The sequence below is a fragment of the Lederbergia graminis genome (genome assembly GCF_042655485.1).
Classification (GTDB): domain Bacteria; phylum Bacillota; class Bacilli; order Bacillales; family Bacillaceae_C; genus Lederbergia; species Lederbergia graminis.
Map to the genome: position 1 here is coordinate 19,471 of NZ_JBHSMC010000014.1, position 16,628 is coordinate 36,098.

The following is a 16,628-nucleotide window of genomic DNA, read 5'->3' on the forward strand; positions in this document are numbered from 1 at the left end:
GATATTGAAGAAGTATATCAGATACACACTGTTTGTGTTAAAAGGCTGTGTGCCCAATGGACTCTTTCTTCAGCAGGTGTTTTTACATTTTTTAAAGGGTATTCGATTCCTAAAGCTTCATATTTATAGACTCCTAACTGATGATAAGGGAGGACTTCAACTTTCTCAACATTTGATAGGGTACTTATATAAGCTCCTAATCTTTTTAAGTCCACCTCATTATCTGTGAAACCTGGAACAAGCACATGCCTTATCCAAACAGGTTTTTTCTTTTCTTCAAGGTATTTAGCGAAGTCAAGTATATGTCTATTGGAGACCGAAGTTAGTTCCCGGTGCTTTTTATCATCAATTTGTTTTAAATCAAGAAGTACTAGGTCGGTGAGCTCCATTAATTTATCTAACGATGTAATAAAACGCTCTTTCCGTGTAAAGCAACCACCAGAACTATCAATTGCTGTGTGGATACCTAACCTTTTGCATTCCGTAAAAAGCTCTATAAGAAAATCGAGATGTAATAAAGGTTCACCACCACTAACGGTTACTCCTCCATTTGAAGCTTGCAAAAATGGCAAATAGTCTTTAATATCCTTCATTAACTCAGAGACAGAGACTTCTTTTCCTTCCCCTTTTCCAAATGCCCAAGTATCTGGATTATGGCAATATAAGCAGCGCAGGAGACAGCCTTGTGTAAAAATAATATATCTTAGTCCTGGCCCATCCACAGTACCACATGACTCTACGGAATGAATCCTTGTTTGTATTTTCATCGCCTCAACTCCTTTCTTTGTCACAGAACATTTGCTTGTCGCAGGCCCGCACGATGCGGGTCAGGAAGACGTTGCAAAAGGATGTTGCGCTCTTAGTCTTCCTTCAATTACAACCGCCTTCCGCTTTTCTTTGTCTAGCTGCAGCTCCTAGCGACTAGCAAATTTACGATTTCTTCCTACGATAAGTCAACATCGCTAATAGGAACGTCGACTAAAATCGGCACGTCCTGTGCCAACGTCGACGTGACCTACATCCTGTAGGCCTCCTTTATCTCGTCAGAAATCTTTAAATTTGTACGTCGCTGAACAGTCGCTTCCGCTTTTCGTGTTACATAGTTTCGTGGAAGGTGCGGTTGATGACGTCGATTTGTTGTTCTCTTGTCAGTTTGATGAAGTTGACTGCGTATCCAGAAACTCGAATGGTCAGTTGTGGGTATTCTTCTGGACGTTCCATTGCATCTAGTAATGTCTCTCTATTGAAGACATTTATATTTAAATGATGTCCGTCTTTTTTCATATACCCATCAAGAATCGCTGCAAGGTTCGTAATCTGAGTTTCCTCTTCTCTTCCAAGTGCTTTTGGTACGATAGAGAATGTATTAGAGATTCCATCAAGGGCGTAGTCGTATGGAAGCTTTGCAACAGAGCTTAAAGATGCTATCGCTCCTTTTTGATCACGACCATGTAGTGGGTTAGCTCCTGGAGCGAAAGGTTCACCTTTTCTTCTACCATCAGGGGTGTTACCAGTCTTTTTACCATACACGACATTTGATGTTATCGTTAATACAGATAATGTTGGTGTTGCACCACGATAGGCAGGATGTTTTTGGAATTTATTCATAAACGTTTTTACAAGATCAACTGCTATCTTATCCACTCTGTCGTCATTATTACCGTATTTTGGAAAGTCCCCTTCTATTTCAAAATCAATTGCTATTCCATTTTCATCTCTAATCGGTTTTACTTTTGCATATTTAATTGCACTTAGGGAGTCTGCTACAACAGATAACCCAGCAATCCCTCCAGCCATTGTTCGTACTACGTTTCTATCATGTAGAGCCATCTCAATCCGTTCGTAGCTATATTTATCATGCATATAATGAATAACATTTAACGTATTCATATATAAACCTGCTAACCATTCCATCACTTGATCGAACTTTTCCATCACTTCTTCATACTTCAATACGTCTGAAGTAATTGGTGCAAATTTCGGTGCTACTTGGATCTTTTTCATTTCATCTACGCCTCCATTTATTGCGTAGAGTAATGCTTTAGCTAAATTTGCTCTCGCCCCAAAAAATTGCATTTGCTTTCCGATTTTCATTGCAGATACACAACAAGCTATTCCATAATCATCACCATAGATCGGGCGCATTAGATCGTCATTTTCATATTGAATAGAGCTTGTTTTGATAGACATATATGAACAATACTTTTTAAACTCCTCTGGCAATTGTGTGGACCAAAGGACAGTTAAGTTAGGCTCAGGAGAAGGACCAAGGTTATCTAAAGTATGCAAAAATCGAAAAGAATTCTTTGTAACTAGTGGTTTACCTTCTAAACTAATCCCAGCAATTGATTCTGTAACCCAAGTAGGATCTCCACTAAATAATTCATTGTACTCGGGAGTTCTAGCAAACTTAACAAGTCTTAATTTCATAACAAAATGATCGACGAGTTCTTGTGCTTCTTTTTCGGTCAAGATACCATTTTGTAGATCTCTTTCTATATAAATATCAAGGAATGTTGATACTCTACCCAAACTCATAGCAGCGCCATTTTGTTCTTTAATAGCTGCTAGATAGGCAAAGTATAACCATTGAAACGCTTCATTGGCATTACTTGCTGGTTTTGAAATATCAAATCCGTACATTTTACCAAGTTCTTTTAGTTCGTGCAGTGCACGTATTTGTTCTGCTATTTCTTCACGGTTACGAATGACATCTTCGGTCATTGTTCCGTTTCCGACAAGTTCTAAGTCTCTTTGCTTTTGCTGTATTAAGAAGTCAACTCCATACAGAGCAACACGACGATAGTCACCAATTATTCGTCCTCGACCATATGCATCAGGAAGACCAGTGATGATGCCCGCAGATCGTGCTAATCTCATTTCAGGGGTATATGCATCAAAGACACCTTGGTTATGCGTTTTTCGGTATTTCGTAAAAATCTCATTTACTTCATCCTCGACCTCATATCCATATGATTCTGCAGCAGCAGTAGCCATGCGAATACCACCATAAGGTTGTAATGACCTTTTAAAAGGTTTGTCCGTTTGAATACCTACGATTTTCTCTAAATCTTTATTTAAATAACCAGGACCGTGAGATGTAATGGAAGATACTATTCTTGTGTCCATATCCAGGACACCACCATTTTCACGCTCAGCTTGAGATAATTTCATTACTTGGGTCCAAAGCCTATTCGTTTCTGCTGTAGGACCTTCTAAAAAATCACCATTCCCATTGTATAATGTGAAATTATTCACAATAAAGTCCCGAACATTTACTTCCTCCTGCCAACTACCTTCTACGAAACCTTTCCAATGATTCATGATGGAAAAATCCCCCTTTACTATTTTCAATTAGTATGTCAACGATGAAGATATTGTGAAGTAATGAGCATAAGAGCGTATGATTTGTGAAATAGTGAGCAATATCTTCAGTTTTATTATATCATGGTCCTCGGTATTATAATAGCGATTTCATAAAAAATTATAAAAATATCCCTATTCAAATAAAGGGAACAGGGATAGTAGTACTTTTTATGATATATCGGTCATTAGATCTTCATTAATATCAAAAAATAAATTTAGTTCATCAGAAAATATATGAACATTATGTTGGTTCAAAAAATAACGCTCACCATCATAAAAAATTTTATATTTTCCAGCAAATGGTGTTGAAGTATATAAGATAATGAAAAAAGACTGTATGTCATCTTGCGAATAGCTCACCTGATCAGTGACATTTCCTAATTGAAAAACGCGAATTATTTCATTTAATACTTGAGAATCTGTTATTTCCTTTTTTATTTCATCATTATATAGTTCAATTTTTGATATTTTCCTTTTGGTAAAGACAGGGAAGTCAAGAAAGTCGGTACTCTCACGAGAAAAAATTTTATAGCCATTGATTGCGCTTTTATCTTTTACTGCGATTAAATGGGGATGATTAATTACGGAGTACAACTTAGTTCCAACTTCTAAATATGCTGCATCACCGTCTTTTGATTCATAATCTGGATCATGTATGTTTCCGTTAAGAGTATGCTTAATCACACCAATTACTTCTCCAATGAAAGCAGTATCTGATAGTTCTGCACGCAAGTCTGAGCTATATTTTCCTCCATTAAATTGAAGAAAATCATTCCATTCAATCTTGGTCTGCTCCATTTTATTACATCCACTTAATATAAAGACTAAACATGCAAGTGGTAACCAGATTCTCATGAAAACACCTCCCCATTTAATAGACGAAAAAATGAAGAAAATGTTTCACTTAGGAAATAAAACCAAGAGTCAAAATCTCCTATGCGTGCATGAGTTTTTCAACATAGTTGGAAACTAGATATAGGAGGTTGAAGCAAATGATGACTGTTTTAACATCTTTTGAAGACAGGAAAAAAGAAAAGCAATTAGCCTATGAACGCAAATTATTACGTGATTTGCCAGTTCAAGAATTGAAAAAAAGTGTTATGCTCCATTTTAATCAAATCAGAAAACAAATTGGTCCGATGGACGAGGATGTAGAAGAAGTATGCTTTGATGTGGCAGTTGAAGCTTTTTTAATAGGTGGGGAGTATAGTCGATTTTCAATGCATGGTGAAACCATTCATATGGCAAAGAAAAGATGTACACAATCTATTGATGAATTTATTGATACATTATTTCATTTTTGGCTTTATTGGAATTTAGATAAAGAAAGGATAAGAGAAGATAGTATATATAGCTCTTGTGAAAAATTTGTGGATTATTGGTGGAAGAAAGGTTTTCTGAAGGGGGAGCGTCGCTACAAGTTAAGGTTACATTAGAGTGATTGTATACAATTACATGAACCATTTTTGTTCTAAAATAGCTACTTGTCCCATATTCTTTTACGAGGATAGGGAGAAGGGGAAGATGCAATGAGGAAATATTGGAAATGGTTCATAGTTTTTGCTGGGGCAGTAGCACTGTTTCTTCTTTTTCAACAGCAGTTAAAAACGAAGGAAACATTTGAGGCATGGAATCTCCCGCTTTCAGGGAAGATTATTTATCTAGACCCTGGACATGGTGGTCCTGACGGAGGGGCAGGAGACTCAGATGCGCTCGAGAAGGATATTGCATTAGAAGTATCGAAAAAACTTCGTGATTATTTGCAGCAACAAGGTGCATTAGTGTTAATGACACGAGAAAAAGATACTGATTTAGCAGATCCAGAGACGAGTAAGTTACGCCATCGAAAGTCAGAAGATCTTAGGACAAGGTTAAAGCTTATTAATGAGTCAGAAGCGGATTTATTTCTTAGTATTCACTTAAATTCTATCCCTTCTCCTCGGTGGAGTGGGGCACAAACTTTTTTTGCACCACATAATGCAGATAACAAACGGATAGCCAAGTTTATCCAAGCTGAATTAGTGCGTAATCTGGAAAATACAGATAGGGAAGCAAAAATTATTAATAATGTTTTTCTCATGAAAAACGCTGAAAAAACAGGTGCATTAGTAGAAATTGGGTTTCTATCTAATCCTACTGAGCGCAACAATCTTAAACAAGACGAGTACCAAGAAAAAGTTGCAGCATCCATATATAAAGGTGTAATGCGCTTCTTCACAAACGAAGCTACAATAGAATAAAACATTTTTCATAGGACTGAGCCATTCGAGGCACGGTCCTAATTTCGTGATTGGAAGCGTATAACATTTTGATTTGTGCCTATTATGGTATACTGGGAAAGAAGGGTAAATCCATTTTGAGGAAGGTGTAATATTTTGATTACAGAGCAAAAAGCATTGGAAATTTTGAATAAGATGGAAGATCCATTATTACATAAACCTCTTGCAGATACGAACGGTGTTCTCGAGGTAAAAGTGAAAGAAGAAAAGGCACATATAAGTGTTAAAATTGCTGTTGCAAAAACAGGAACACCTGAACAAATGCAACTACAAACAAAGATTGTAGAGAAGCTAAAGGAAGCAGGAGCAGCCACAGTCGGTATCCGTTTTGCAACACTATCAGAAGAAGAACTTGCAAAACATCGTGCTTCAGGTGACCTCCCGAGTGAAGGTGGGTTACTTGCACCTGATAGTAAAACGACTTTTATTGCGATAGCAAGTGGGAAAGGTGGAGTTGGTAAATCTACTGTATCTGTTAACCTTGCAATTGCTTTAGCTCGACAAGGAAAAAAGGTAGGTCTCATAGATGCAGACATTTATGGATTCAGTGTACCGGATATGATGGGAATTATTAATCGTCCTCAAGTAAAAGGTAATCATATTATCCCTGTAGAGCGTTTTGGTGTAAAAGTTATATCAATGGGCTTCTTTGTAGAAGACAATTCTCCAGTTATTTGGCGCGGGCCAATGCTAGGAAAAATGCTCAATAACTTCTTCAAAGAAGTAGAATGGGGCGATTTAGATTATCTATTACTCGATTTACCACCAGGTACAGGCGATGTTGCCCTTGATGTACATACAATGCTACCAAGTTGCAAAGAAATAATTGTCACAACTCCGCATCCAACAGCTGCATTTGTTGCAGCACGTGCAGGTGCTATGGCACTTCGTACAAACCATGAAATCCTTGGTGTTATCGAGAATATGTCCTACTTTGAAAGCCAACTAACAGGCGAGAGAGAGTATGTCTTTGGTAAAGGTGGAGGGGACAAGCTAGCAGAAGAATTACGTACAGAATTATTAGGAAGACTTCCATTACAACAGCCAGACTGGAATGAAGAAGACTTTGCACCTTCTGTCTATGATGCAGACCATCGAATTGGGAGAATCTACACAGACATTGCAGGGAAAATAGTCGATTTATTATCATAAAATAAATACGGCCATATGCGTCACGAATACATGTGATTGCAAATGGCCGTATTTTTATTTAGGTTCTTCTCCGCCGCCTTCTTCTTTACTACCGCTATCTTCGCTTTTACCTTCTTCCTCACTTTTTCCTTGACTTCCACCACCGCCACTGCCCATTTCTTCTGCAGCTTTTAGTAACAAGTCTTGTATTTTTGCTTTGTATAAAGGACTTTCGAATGTTTCTGTCATTACCTTTTGTAAATGTTCACGAAACTCTTTGCTTTTAAGAGCTTTCGCGATATCCTTTTGTAATTCAGGATCATGGAAAATATCGATAAGCATGCCTTGATATTCTGGATCTTTCATTAAATCCTTTAATAATGCCTCATTTTCTGATTTCATACTTTTCGCTACTGATTCAGCGAATTTCGGATCCTCATACATCTTTTTCCAAAATTCTGTGCCTTTTTCAGAAGTGAGTGTTTGTTGAATCGTTTCCTTTACAATATCTTGATTCATAATTAATTTTTGCTTTATTTCTTCATCACTCATTAGGTCTTGAATTGCCTTTTTTCCTTCATCAGTCTTTAAAATATCAACAATCATTTTTTTGGTTTGCTCGTAATCTAGTGTGGATTCCTTTGATTCACCAGCAGAACAAGAAGCTAGGATGAAAATAGCCATAAATGGGAGCAAAAAAGTCCTTTTAAGCATGCATAAAGCTCCTTTCTTATGTAGTAATGAGTATCCAATAGATTTGTGGGAATAAGAACACATTACTTCACTTTCCTAATACAATTTCTCCTACCTTTAATATGAGAAATTGTGAAGAATTTATGCACAACACCTACAATCATAGATTTTTAATGAAAAGATTGTTAAAATTTGTGGATAGGTATATAAAAATGATGGAGGAATTTGTCGGTGACAATTAGAAATTTAATAAAATTTTTATTTAATTCACTCATGTTGGGTGGACTACTTACAGGAATATTGGGTTTTGTAATTCGATGGGATGAATTTCAACCATACTTTATAGATGTGAAAATTGGTGCGATTTTATCGACATTTATATGGCTTGTTGGAGTAGGATTTATTTTTGCAGTGGTAAGCCAAGTTGGTTTCTTTGCATATCTATTCATTCATCAATTTGGTTTAGGACTATTCCGTTCAAAATCATTATGGAATGCAGTACAAATTGTACTCGTAATATTTGTGCTATTCGACCTCATTTATTTCCGTTTTACGGCTTTTGCAGGTGAGGATGAAAGCATACTTCCTTATATTGGAATAGCGGTGTTTATCCTAGCTGTTGCGCTTGTGACAGCATATTTTAAGGCTAAGACTACTAATCGTAGTACATTCGTATCAGCTTTATTCTTCATGGTGGTTGTTACGATTTTAGAATGGTTACCAGTGTTACGACCAAATGATGAGAACTGGATCTACTTAATGATTTTTCCGTTACTAGCATGTAATGCATACCAACTATTAATGTTACCAAAATATAATAGGTTATCAGCTGAAGAAAGAGCAAAGAAACAACCAAAGCAGGAGCCAAAACAGGTATCAGAAAAAAAAGCAAATAAGAAAAATAGTACTAGCAAAAAAGCGAATCGATGACGATTCGCTTTTTGTTTTGCCGATAAGGGATGCATGTCTATATTTAGGGGACTAGTTTAGTATCCACCTTACCGTTTGAAATTAGTACAGAAATAGTGACGAGATCATGGTTTTCCCGCAGATTATTAATAATTGTTGGTAATGCATCAGCAGTTTGTACTGCAGAATCTGAAGCATGCAATAAAATAATATCACCTTTCTTTGCTTTATTAACTTGTTCTATTATTTTATCGACTCCTGGATTTTTCCAATCTTGAGAATTTAGGCTCCAATGTACCACTGTCAAGCCTAGTTGTTCCGCGATTTTGAGTGTCTTCTCATCAAAATGTCCTGTTGGTGAACGGAGCAGTTTAATATCTGTTACTCCTAACTTTTTAAAGACATCGATGGATCTTAAAATATCCCTTCTGACTTTCTTTTCATCGATTTCGGTGTAATCTTCGTATGCATAGCCTAAAGATCCGATTTCAAAACCAAGATCTTTAATACGTTTAACTGTATCTGGATGCTTTTCAGCCCAGGATCCGGATAAAAAGAATGTTGCAGAACGAACATCGCTTTCTTCAAGTACATCCAATATAGGTTCAGCTTGGATGTCGCCCCAACCGATATTAAATGTAAGACTAATTCCTTTTTCCCCCTTATAAATTGCTCTAGGACCATCATTTGAACTTAATACTGGAATGTGTAGAGTGGATTGGGAGAAAAAAAGTACTGCAGTAAAAAAAGAAACTAGAACTAAGAAAAATCCTTGTTTTACTTTACGTCCGTTTAATGTAATGAAAAAGTTCATTTAATCCCTCCTCCAAATGCCCGTCCGCTAATATACTATGCTTGACCGATAGCTTTATATGAATGAAAAAGTAAATTGTGGTTTTTTTTTCAAAAGACATTCATAAATATCTCAATTATTGGAAATAGCTATGTATACTGAAATAAGCGAGGTGCGCATATGCTAGGTTTATTATTAAAACATCAAGAGAAAGAAGAAATTATATATCTCTTGAAGAGAGAGATGGATGAAATTTTATTTGACCTAAATGATTCAAGAATTGAAACAATTGTCAAAATATCAATGGAAGAGAGATATAAAACACTTTTTTCACTATTTACAAGAATAGCTTCTACCCAGGATTGTATGAAATATATGCTCCCATCTAAAAAAAGAAACGGATCAAACGGAAAAAAAGAAAATTACCATTGACACTTACAAAGAATCTTGATATAGTATAAAACGTTGTTGAAAAAAACTTGATATAAAGAAAAAATATTTTTCTTAAAAAAACACTTGAAATTATTGCGAAATTGATTATAATAAAGTTTGTCTGGTGACGATGGCGAAGAGGTCACACCCGTTCCCATCCCGAACACGGAAGTTAAGCTCTTCAGCGCCGATGGTAGTGAGGGTTCGCCCTTGTGAGAGTAGGACGTTGCCAGGCAAGCAATATAAGCTTGATAGTGACATATCATTCCGCAGTAGCTCAGTGGTAGAGCTATCGGCTGTTAACCGATCGGTCGTAGGTTCGAATCCTACCTGCGGAGCCATGCTTCCATAGCTCAGTTGGTAGAGTGCTTCCATGGTAAGGAAGAGGTCACCGGTTCAAGCCCGGTTGGAAGCTTCCAATCGAGATAATAATAAAAAAGGCCCCTTGGTCAAGCGGTTAAGACACCGCCCTTTCACGGCGGTAACACGGGTTCGAATCCCGTAGGGGTCACCATTCTTAAAATGTACAAGCTGTACATGAAGGAGCGTACAAAAACGTACGTGACTAACTGTACGAGTGAAGCCTTATGCAGTAATGCGCCGCTCATCCAATTTTTAAAAAATTGGGAGGAGTAAGCAGAACAAGGAAGCGATGGAGAGAAGGAAGGAGCGTACAACGCGTACGTGACTGACTGAACGAGTGAAGCTGACGCAGTAATGCGCCGCTCATCACAATTTTTAATACGGAGGATTAGCTCAGCTGGGAGAGCATCTGCCTTACAAGCAGAGGGTCGGCGGTTCGATCCCGTCATCCTCCATTTTTTATTTCTATAAATAATATGCCGGCCTAGCTCAATTGGTAGAGCAACTGACTTGTAATCAGTAGGTTGGGGGTTCAAGTCCTCTGGCCGGCACCATTATTTTTACGATGGTGGGGTAGCGAAGTGGCTAAACGCGGCGGACTGTAAATCCGCTCCCTCCGGGTTCGGCGGTTCGAATCCGTCCCCCACCACCATTTAATATTTATTGCATATATTTCTGATTAAAGGGAATTATACATAATAACATTACTAGCTTCAGATGCCATCGACAAAGGGTATTGGTTGCTAAAAGGAATAGCTTTATGCTTTTCTTAATTTCGATGGGCTATAGCCAAGTGGTAAGGCAACGGACTTTGACTCCGTCATTCGTTGGTTCGAATCCAGCTAGCCCAGCCATGAGCCATTAGCTCAGTCGGTAGAGCATCTGACTTTTAATCAGAGGGTCGAAGGTTCGAATCCTTCATGGCTCATTTCATAACTCGTAACGGTAGTCTTGATGTTTCAAGGCTTCTTTTATTTGTAACAAGAAAAAAAGAGCGGTAGCTCCATATAGGGACTACGGCTCTTTTGTTTACTCCAATTTATTTATAATTGTTGAAGAGTTAATTCAGAGTTTGAAATTAACATTTGATATTTATTTAACAGTTTATCTAGCGTATCACTAATCATTACAACTCTTTCATCTACAAACGAAGAAGACATACCGAGTTCTATCATCATTTGACGCTTTTCTTCTATTTCTATTAATAAAAGATCTGGATTCATAACTAAATAAGTCCCCTTTCGTTTAAGGCTATTACTAATGTATTTCCCTTTTCATCAAATTTTAAACAAGAGAGAGGAAAACTTTGGTAAGATAGTGGTAATGTGAAAAAAATTATTGTTGAAAAAAATAAATTGAAACTTTTTTTCTTAAAGAACGTATGATTAGATAACCGCATAGAGCGGGGGGTAAAGAGAGAATGGATGCACTAGTTAATCAAAGAATTAAACAGGTACTTCGAGGCGATCAAGAAGCATTTGGTGAAATTGTAGAATTGTTTAAAGACAAAGTATTCCATTTGTGCTATCGAATGCTCGGGAACAGACATGAAGCAGAGGATATTGCACAAGAGGCTTTTGTTAGGGCATATGTGAATATTCATAGCTTTAATCAAAAGCGAAAATTTTCTACATGGCTCTATAGAATTGCGACTAATTTATGCATCGATCGAATTAGAAAGAAGAAACCTGACTATTTTTTAGATGCAGAGGTTGCGGGTACTGATGGGTTAACGATGTATTCACAAATTGCTGCAGAAGGAAAATCACCCGATTCTGAAGTGGAGACATTAGAACTTCAAGAAATTGTTCAACGCGAAATTTTGCGCTTACCTGATAAATACAGGGTAGTAATTATTTTAAGATATATCGACGATCTTTCATTAAACGAGATTAGTGAAGTTCTCGATATGCCTTTAGGAACAGTAAAAACACGCATACATCGTGGGAGAGAGGCGCTCCGAAAGCAACTGAGCAATTTGTAGGAAAGGTGAGAAGGAAATTGAAGGCTTGTCCAGAAGAGATTGTTCTTTACATGCAAGAACATTTAGATGGAGACTTGTCTTGGGAAAAGGAACAGGTATTAAAAGAGCACTTGCAAAAGTGTACGGCCTGTCAAGAATATTTTCAAGAATTAAAAAGAACAATTGCATATATACAAAGTACATCACATATCCAAACTCCAGAGAATTTTACTATGAATGTAATGGCGCGTTTGCCGAAAGAAAAAAGAAGTGAAGGGGTAAGAAGGTGGTTAAGACATCACCCACTTCTTGCAGCAGCATCTTTATTTATTATCCTCATGGGTGCAAGTTTGTTTAGTGGATGGAATGATGATAATCAATTCTCCGTAACGGCCCAACCTAACCTTGTCGTGGAAAACGGAGTAGTCGTTGTTCCTGAGGGAGAAGTTGTAGAGGGGGATATTACCGTGAAAAATGGTGATATCCGTATCGAAGGAGAAGTAAATGGTGATGTGACCGTAATTAATGGTGAAAAATATATGGCTTCTGCTGGTAATGTTACTGGTGATATTGAGGAAATAAACCAAATGTTTGAATGGCTATGGTTCGAAATTAAGAATTTAGGAAAGCAAGTAGTAAACTTCTTTGGTGAATAATATAAGGCTGTCTAAGGACAGTCTTTTTATTATGTCTTATAATGTGAGAATTGGCGATTTTTATCATTACCTGCTATTCTAAAATGCATGGCAGTAACTAATTTTGATGGATAACGAAATCTTCATTATAATAACGCTGATACTACAGTGCATTCTTGACAAGTAGAAGTATAATAATTATATGTGTTATAATGGATGAGTTATTATCCATAAAATAGAAATAAATGTTTTGTGAATAAATAGATGGAGGAAAGATAATGCCGTTTGCAGACTTTGCTATTTTGGACTATTTGTCCTACATAGTAGACATTTTCCTCGTTTGGTATGTTATATACAAACTAATAATGATCATTCGTGGCACAAAAGCTGTACAGTTATTAAAAGGTATCTTTGTTATTATAATTGTGTGGGTTTTGAGTGATTTCCTCAATTTACATACATTAAATAAGTTGATGGAAACAGTTATTTATTGGGGATTCCTTGCAATTATTATTATTTTCCAACCTGAACTAAGAAGAGCCCTAGAACAACTAGGTCGTGGTAAGTTCTTTACAAGAAGTGGAATTCATGAAGAAGAAGAACAAAAGCAACGAGTTGAGGCAATTGTTGATGCTGTTAACTATATGGCCAAACGGAGGATTGGAGCTCTTATTTCCATTGAACGAGAAACTGGAATGGGAGACTATATTGAAACTGGGATTCCTCTCCAATCGAAATTAACATACGAGCTATTGGTTAATATTTTTATTCCTAACACTCCATTACATGATGGTGCAGTAATCATACAAAAATCACAAATTGCCGCAGCGGCATGTTACTTACCATTGTCAGAAAGTCCATTTATTTCGAAGGAATTAGGAACAAGGCATCGTGCCGCATTAGGTATAAGTGAAGTTACAGATAGTTTAACAATTGTTGTATCAGAAGAAACAGGTAGTGTATCTGTAACGAAAAATGGCGAATTACTTCGTGACTTACCAATTGATAAATTTAAACAAGTTTTAGCTAAAGAACTTATGGATGATAGTAAAGAGAAGCAGTCTTCCTCATCACTATGGAAAAGAAGGGAGAAGACAAAGAATGGACAATAAAATGGATAAATTTATGGAGAACCCTTGGTTCGTCAGAATAATAGCCATGATTTTAACCGCCATACTATTCTTCTCGTTTAATGGGTTCTTTGATAAGGATAATGGAACAACGCCAAATGATATGGAAGATGAAAATGTAGAAACTCTTACAAATGTTCCTGTTGAAGTATATTATGATGCTGAAAACTTAGTGGTTAGTGGTGTTCCAAAAACAGTTACAGTACGTTTACAAGGTCAAAAACGATTTTTGGAAGCCGCAAAAAGACAACGTGATTTTACCATATTTGTTGACCTTTCGGATGTTGAAATAGGGAATCATCGCGTTCCTGTTCAACATAAGGATATTTCAAATAAACTGCAAGTTCGAATTGATCCAACCTATGTGGATATTTCTCTCCAAGAAAAAGTAACAGAGGAATTTAAAGTAGAAGCAGAATTTAATCGAAGTATTCTAGCTGAGGGATTTGAAGCACAGCAACCTGAAATAGAACCAAGAACGGTAAAAATTACTGGAGCTAAAGATATCGTTGACAAAATTACTTATGTAAAAGCAACAATTGATGCAAGTGGCTTAATCAGTGACACGATTGTACGTCAAGCAGCTGTCACTGTGCTTGACCGAGAATTGAACAAGCTTGATGTAGAGGTGGAGCCAAAAACGGTATCTGTAGAAATACCAGTTAAAAATCCAAGGAAAAATGTACCGATTAAAATAAATACAACGGGTACACCACCAGATGATATTGTCATCAAAACGGTAAGTACTACTACACCAGAAGTATTAATTTATGGTAGGACAACCGTTCTTCAGGATATTGATGAACTTAATGTCTCCGTGGATGTAAGTAATATTCGGGAGGATACGGAGCTAGAGGTTCCAATTCAATATCCAATAGGTGTCAATAAAATTTCACCGAATAAAGTGGTTGTAAAAATCACTGCCGAAAAGAAAGTAACAGAAAAAACTTTTGACAAGATTAAAATAGATACAAAGCAGTTAGAACCAAACTTGAATCTTGAATTCTTGTCACCTCCTTCAGGAGAGCTTTCCCTCAAACTATCTGGGGAAAAAGCGAAAATCGACAATGTAGAGGAATCTGACTTCGAGGTTTTTGTTAATCTAGAGAATCTAAATGCAGGGGAACATGAAGTACAAGTCGAAGTAGCTGGACCTGAAGATGTAGATTGGGAAACTTCTATTAAGACCGTTAAGGTGAGGTTAACAGAAGAACAAGAAGAGGAAACAACATAAAACAGAGATTTTTGAAGGAGTGAGCAATTCAATGGGTAAATACTTTGGAACTGATGGTGTGAGAGGTGTAGCAAATTCAGAACTTACACCTGAATTAGCATTTAGATTAGGTAGATTTGGTGGTTATATATTAACAAAAAATGCGGAACGGCCTAAAGTTTTAATAGGCCGTGACACACGTATTTCCGGTCATATGTTGGAGAGTGCACTTGTGGCAGGATTACTATCCATTGGAGCGGAAGTAATGCGTCTAGGAGTCATTTCAACACCTGGGGTTTCTTATTTAACAAAGGTTCTAGGCGCCCAAGCTGGTGTCATGATTTCCGCATCTCATAATCCGGTAGCAGATAATGGAATCAAATTCTTCGGTCCAGATGGTTATAAGCTGTCTGATGAACAAGAGGAAGAAATTGAGAGCTTACTCGATGCAGAAACGGATGACTTACCAAGACCAGTAGGTGGAGAACTTGGAACGTTAAATGATTATTTTGAGGGTGGACAAAAGTATTTGCAATTCCTTAAACAAACAGTGGATGAGGACTTCTCTGGAATTCATGTTGCACTTGATTGTGCTCACGGAGCAACCTCATCACTTGCAACGCACCTATTTGCTGACTTGGATGCAGATATTTCTACGATGGGTTCATCGCCAAATGGCTTAAATATTAACGAAGGTGTGGGCTCTACTCACCCTGAAGTACTAGCTGAATTTGTAAAAGAAAAAGGCGCTGATGTTGGACTAGCTTTTGATGGTGATGGTGACCGTTTAATTGCTATTGATGAGAATGGAAATATTGTGGATGGCGACCAAATTATGTACATATGTGGGAAGTTTATGAATGAAGAAGGACGTCTTGTTCAGTCTACTATCGTGTCCACAGTTATGAGTAATTTAGGCTTCTATAAAGCGTTAGAAGAAGCTGGCATAAAAAGTGCACAGACAGCTGTAGGAGACCGCTATGTAGTAGAAGAAATGAAAAAACACGGATATAACCTAGGTGGAGAACAATCTGGTCATATTATTTTCAGAGATTATAGTACTACTGGTGACGGACTACTTACAGGTGTACAGTTGTTAAATATTATGAAAATAACAGGTAAGCCACTTTCAGAACTTGCAAAAGGAATGAAAACTTACCCGCAAAAATTAGTGAACATACGAGTAACAGATAAACATCATGTAACCGAAAATGAGAAAGTGAAAGCTGTTATTCAAGAAGTAGAGGCAGAAATGAATGGTAACGGTCGTATTTTAGTGCGTCCTTCTGGTACAGAGCCACTTGTTCGTGTCATGGCAGAAGCTGTTACAGAGGAAGTATGTTCAGAATATGTGGATCGTATTGCGAATGTAGTCATTGAAGAAATGGGTTTAGATAAAGAATAATATAATTGGCAGCACAAATCAATTTAAGGTTTGTGCTGCTATTTTATTGGGAATGGAAAGGTAGTTATGGGGATGCCAGGGGTAAAGAAGGCTTCTAATCGACATATGGATGATGGAGCAAGGGGAATACCTCGAATAGTAGCGTTCTAATGACATTTGGATAGTGGTTCGTGCTAAAAATGTCTAATAGGGGTGATCTAATGGACATTTGGATAGTGGTTCGTGCTTAAAATGTCTAATAGGGATGATCTAATGGACATTTGAATGGTGGTTCGAGTTTGAAATGTCTAATAGAAGTGTTCTAATGGACATTTGG

The 16,628-nt window shown here is 37.1% G+C and carries 16 protein-coding genes, 8 tRNA genes and 1 rRNA gene; 19 read left to right on the forward strand and 6 right to left on the reverse strand.

Going from position 1 to position 16,628, the window contains the following annotated elements; translation table 11 throughout:
- Positions 1–17 precede the first annotated feature (17 nt).
- The 3 genes from pflA to ACFPM4_RS10245 all read right to left on the reverse strand — a co-directional run bounded on the left by pflA (position 18) and on the right by ACFPM4_RS10245 (position 4,221).
- Positions 18–767 carry a pyruvate formate-lyase-activating protein gene (pflA, locus tag ACFPM4_RS10235; RefSeq protein WP_382351035.1) on the reverse strand — a complete coding sequence of 250 codons (750 nt, stop codon included), beginning with the start codon at positions 765–767 and terminating at the stop codon, positions 18–20.
- Between the two features lie 328 nt (positions 768–1,095).
- Entirely contained in the window at positions 1,096–3,324 is a 2,229-nt protein-coding gene (pflB, locus tag ACFPM4_RS10240; protein ID WP_382351038.1) for a formate C-acetyltransferase, read from the reverse strand.
- Positions 3,325–3,534: 210 nt separating this feature from the next.
- Positions 3,535–4,221: a hypothetical protein gene (locus ACFPM4_RS10245; protein WP_382351041.1), complete on the reverse strand. Its 687-nt coding sequence runs from the start codon at positions 4,219–4,221 to the stop codon at positions 3,535–3,537.
- 137 nt (positions 4,222–4,358) lie between these two features.
- Between ACFPM4_RS10245 and ACFPM4_RS10250 the strand changes: the two genes are divergently transcribed.
- The 3 genes from ACFPM4_RS10250 to ACFPM4_RS10260 all read left to right on the forward strand — a co-directional run bounded on the left by ACFPM4_RS10250 (position 4,359) and on the right by ACFPM4_RS10260 (position 6,797).
- Positions 4,359–4,802 (forward strand): DUF2521 family protein, encoded by a 444-nt coding sequence (locus tag ACFPM4_RS10250; RefSeq protein WP_382351044.1) that lies wholly within the window; start codon positions 4,359–4,361, stop codon positions 4,800–4,802.
- 93 nt (positions 4,803–4,895) lie between these two features.
- The gene (gene cwlD / locus ACFPM4_RS10255) at positions 4,896–5,606 is read left to right on the forward strand and encodes an N-acetylmuramoyl-L-alanine amidase CwlD (RefSeq protein ID WP_144922906.1); all 711 of its coding nucleotides are present in this window, start codon (positions 4,896–4,898) and stop codon (positions 5,604–5,606) included.
- Positions 5,607–5,741: 135 nt separating this feature from the next.
- Positions 5,742–6,797, forward strand: a complete 1,056-nt coding sequence (locus ACFPM4_RS10260) for a P-loop NTPase (RefSeq protein WP_382351048.1) — start codon at positions 5,742–5,744, stop codon at positions 6,795–6,797.
- A gap of 54 nt (positions 6,798–6,851) precedes the next feature.
- On the opposite strand, the gene gerD is transcribed toward ACFPM4_RS10260, so the two are convergent.
- Positions 6,852–7,490, reverse strand: a complete 639-nt coding sequence (gerD, locus tag ACFPM4_RS10265; RefSeq protein ID WP_382351051.1) for a spore germination lipoprotein GerD — start codon at positions 7,488–7,490, stop codon at positions 6,852–6,854.
- 210 nt (positions 7,491–7,700) lie between these two features.
- Between gerD and ACFPM4_RS10270 the strand changes: the two genes are divergently transcribed.
- A complete protein-coding gene (locus tag ACFPM4_RS10270; protein WP_382351054.1) occupies positions 7,701–8,399 on the forward strand; it encodes a KinB-signaling pathway activation protein in 699 nt (232 codons plus the stop codon).
- A gap of 43 nt (positions 8,400–8,442) precedes the next feature.
- On the opposite strand, the gene ACFPM4_RS10275 is transcribed toward ACFPM4_RS10270, so the two are convergent.
- On the reverse strand, positions 8,443–9,192 hold the full coding sequence (locus ACFPM4_RS10275) for a polysaccharide deacetylase family protein (RefSeq protein ID WP_144922894.1): 750 nt from the start codon (positions 9,190–9,192) through the stop codon (positions 8,443–8,445).
- 159 nt (positions 9,193–9,351) lie between these two features.
- Here ACFPM4_RS10275 and ACFPM4_RS10280 point away from each other — a divergent pair, with 159 nt between their 5' ends.
- The 10 genes from ACFPM4_RS10280 (at position 9,352) to ACFPM4_RS10325 (ending at position 10,894) form a co-directional block, all read left to right on the forward strand.
- Positions 9,352–9,603: a hypothetical protein gene (locus ACFPM4_RS10280; RefSeq protein WP_144922891.1), complete on the forward strand. Its 252-nt coding sequence runs from the start codon at positions 9,352–9,354 to the stop codon at positions 9,601–9,603.
- A 120-nt stretch (positions 9,604–9,723) separates the two neighbouring features.
- Positions 9,724–9,838 (forward strand): 5S ribosomal RNA (gene rrf / locus ACFPM4_RS10285).
- A 31-nt stretch (positions 9,839–9,869) separates the two neighbouring features.
- Positions 9,870–9,944: transfer RNA gene (locus ACFPM4_RS10290), tRNA-Asn, on the forward strand.
- Between the two features lies 1 nt (position 9,945).
- Positions 9,946–10,018, forward strand: a tRNA-Thr gene (locus ACFPM4_RS10295).
- A 24-nt stretch (positions 10,019–10,042) separates the two neighbouring features.
- Positions 10,043–10,117: transfer RNA gene (locus tag ACFPM4_RS10300), tRNA-Glu, on the forward strand.
- A gap of 231 nt (positions 10,118–10,348) precedes the next feature.
- A tRNA-Val gene (locus tag ACFPM4_RS10305) sits at positions 10,349–10,421 on the forward strand.
- Positions 10,422–10,444: 23 nt separating this feature from the next.
- A tRNA-Thr gene (locus ACFPM4_RS10310) sits at positions 10,445–10,520 on the forward strand.
- A 13-nt stretch (positions 10,521–10,533) separates the two neighbouring features.
- Positions 10,534–10,618: transfer RNA gene (locus ACFPM4_RS10315), tRNA-Tyr, on the forward strand.
- A 127-nt stretch (positions 10,619–10,745) separates the two neighbouring features.
- Positions 10,746–10,820: transfer RNA gene (locus tag ACFPM4_RS10320), tRNA-Gln, on the forward strand.
- 1 nt (position 10,821) lies between these two features.
- Positions 10,822–10,894: transfer RNA gene (locus ACFPM4_RS10325), tRNA-Lys, on the forward strand.
- Between the two features lie 115 nt (positions 10,895–11,009).
- On the opposite strand, the gene ACFPM4_RS10330 is transcribed toward ACFPM4_RS10325, so the two are convergent.
- Entirely contained in the window at positions 11,010–11,189 is a 180-nt protein-coding gene (locus ACFPM4_RS10330) for an aspartyl-phosphate phosphatase Spo0E family protein (protein ID WP_144922887.1), read from the reverse strand.
- A 197-nt stretch (positions 11,190–11,386) separates the two neighbouring features.
- Here ACFPM4_RS10330 and sigW point away from each other — a divergent pair, with 197 nt between their 5' ends.
- From sigW to glmM, 5 genes are all read left to right on the forward strand, one after another.
- Positions 11,387–11,950 (forward strand): RNA polymerase sigma factor SigW, encoded by a 564-nt coding sequence (sigW, locus tag ACFPM4_RS10335; protein ID WP_144922884.1) that lies wholly within the window; start codon positions 11,387–11,389, stop codon positions 11,948–11,950.
- A gap of 17 nt (positions 11,951–11,967) precedes the next feature.
- Positions 11,968–12,585, forward strand: a complete 618-nt coding sequence (locus ACFPM4_RS10340; RefSeq protein WP_382351059.1) for a zf-HC2 domain-containing protein — start codon at positions 11,968–11,970, stop codon at positions 12,583–12,585.
- A 257-nt stretch (positions 12,586–12,842) separates the two neighbouring features.
- Entirely contained in the window at positions 12,843–13,676 is an 834-nt protein-coding gene (gene cdaA / locus ACFPM4_RS10345) for a diadenylate cyclase CdaA (protein WP_144922878.1), read from the forward strand.
- Positions 13,666–14,928 carry a CdaR family protein gene (locus ACFPM4_RS10350; RefSeq protein ID WP_382351063.1) on the forward strand — a complete coding sequence of 421 codons (1,263 nt, stop codon included), beginning with the start codon at positions 13,666–13,668 and terminating at the stop codon, positions 14,926–14,928. The genes cdaA and ACFPM4_RS10350 overlap by 11 nt, the downstream gene beginning before the upstream one ends.
- 31 nt (positions 14,929–14,959) lie before the next feature.
- Complete coding sequence (glmM, locus tag ACFPM4_RS10355; protein ID WP_382351066.1) at positions 14,960–16,312, forward strand: phosphoglucosamine mutase; 1,353 nt, start codon at positions 14,960–14,962, stop codon at positions 16,310–16,312.
- The last annotated feature ends 316 nt before the right edge of the window (positions 16,313–16,628 follow it).

What these genes read in the sequence shown, in the direction of transcription:
- ACFPM4_RS10250 (WP_382351044.1), top strand. Translation starts at nt 4,359, where the DNA reads ATGATGACTGTTTTAACATCTTTTGAAGACAGGAAAAAAGAAAAGCAA.
- cwlD (WP_144922906.1), top strand. Translation starts at nt 4,896, where the DNA reads ATGAGGAAATATTGGAAATGGTTCATAGTTTTTGCTGGGGCAGTAGCA.
- pflA (WP_382351035.1), bottom strand. Translation starts at nt 767, where the DNA reads ATGAAAATACAAACAAGGATTCATTCCGTAGAGTCATGTGGTACTGTG.
- ACFPM4_RS10330 (WP_144922887.1), bottom strand. Translation starts at nt 11,189, where the DNA reads ATGAATCCAGATCTTTTATTAATAGAAATAGAAGAAAAGCGTCAAATG.
- ACFPM4_RS10275 (WP_144922894.1), bottom strand. Translation starts at nt 9,192, where the DNA reads ATGAACTTTTTCATTACATTAAACGGACGTAAAGTAAAACAAGGATTT.
- ACFPM4_RS10245 (WP_382351041.1), bottom strand. Translation starts at nt 4,221, where the DNA reads ATGAGAATCTGGTTACCACTTGCATGTTTAGTCTTTATATTAAGTGGA.
- sigW (WP_144922884.1), top strand. Translation starts at nt 11,387, where the DNA reads ATGGATGCACTAGTTAATCAAAGAATTAAACAGGTACTTCGAGGCGAT.
- cdaA (WP_144922878.1), top strand. Translation starts at nt 12,843, where the DNA reads ATGCCGTTTGCAGACTTTGCTATTTTGGACTATTTGTCCTACATAGTA.
- glmM (WP_382351066.1), top strand. Translation starts at nt 14,960, where the DNA reads ATGGGTAAATACTTTGGAACTGATGGTGTGAGAGGTGTAGCAAATTCA.
- ACFPM4_RS10280 (WP_144922891.1), top strand. Translation starts at nt 9,352, where the DNA reads ATGCTAGGTTTATTATTAAAACATCAAGAGAAAGAAGAAATTATATAT.
- ACFPM4_RS10350 (WP_382351063.1), top strand. Translation starts at nt 13,666, where the DNA reads ATGGACAATAAAATGGATAAATTTATGGAGAACCCTTGGTTCGTCAGA.
- pflB (WP_382351038.1), bottom strand. Translation starts at nt 3,324, where the DNA reads ATGAATCATTGGAAAGGTTTCGTAGAAGGTAGTTGGCAGGAGGAAGTA.
- gerD (WP_382351051.1), bottom strand. Translation starts at nt 7,490, where the DNA reads ATGCTTAAAAGGACTTTTTTGCTCCCATTTATGGCTATTTTCATCCTA.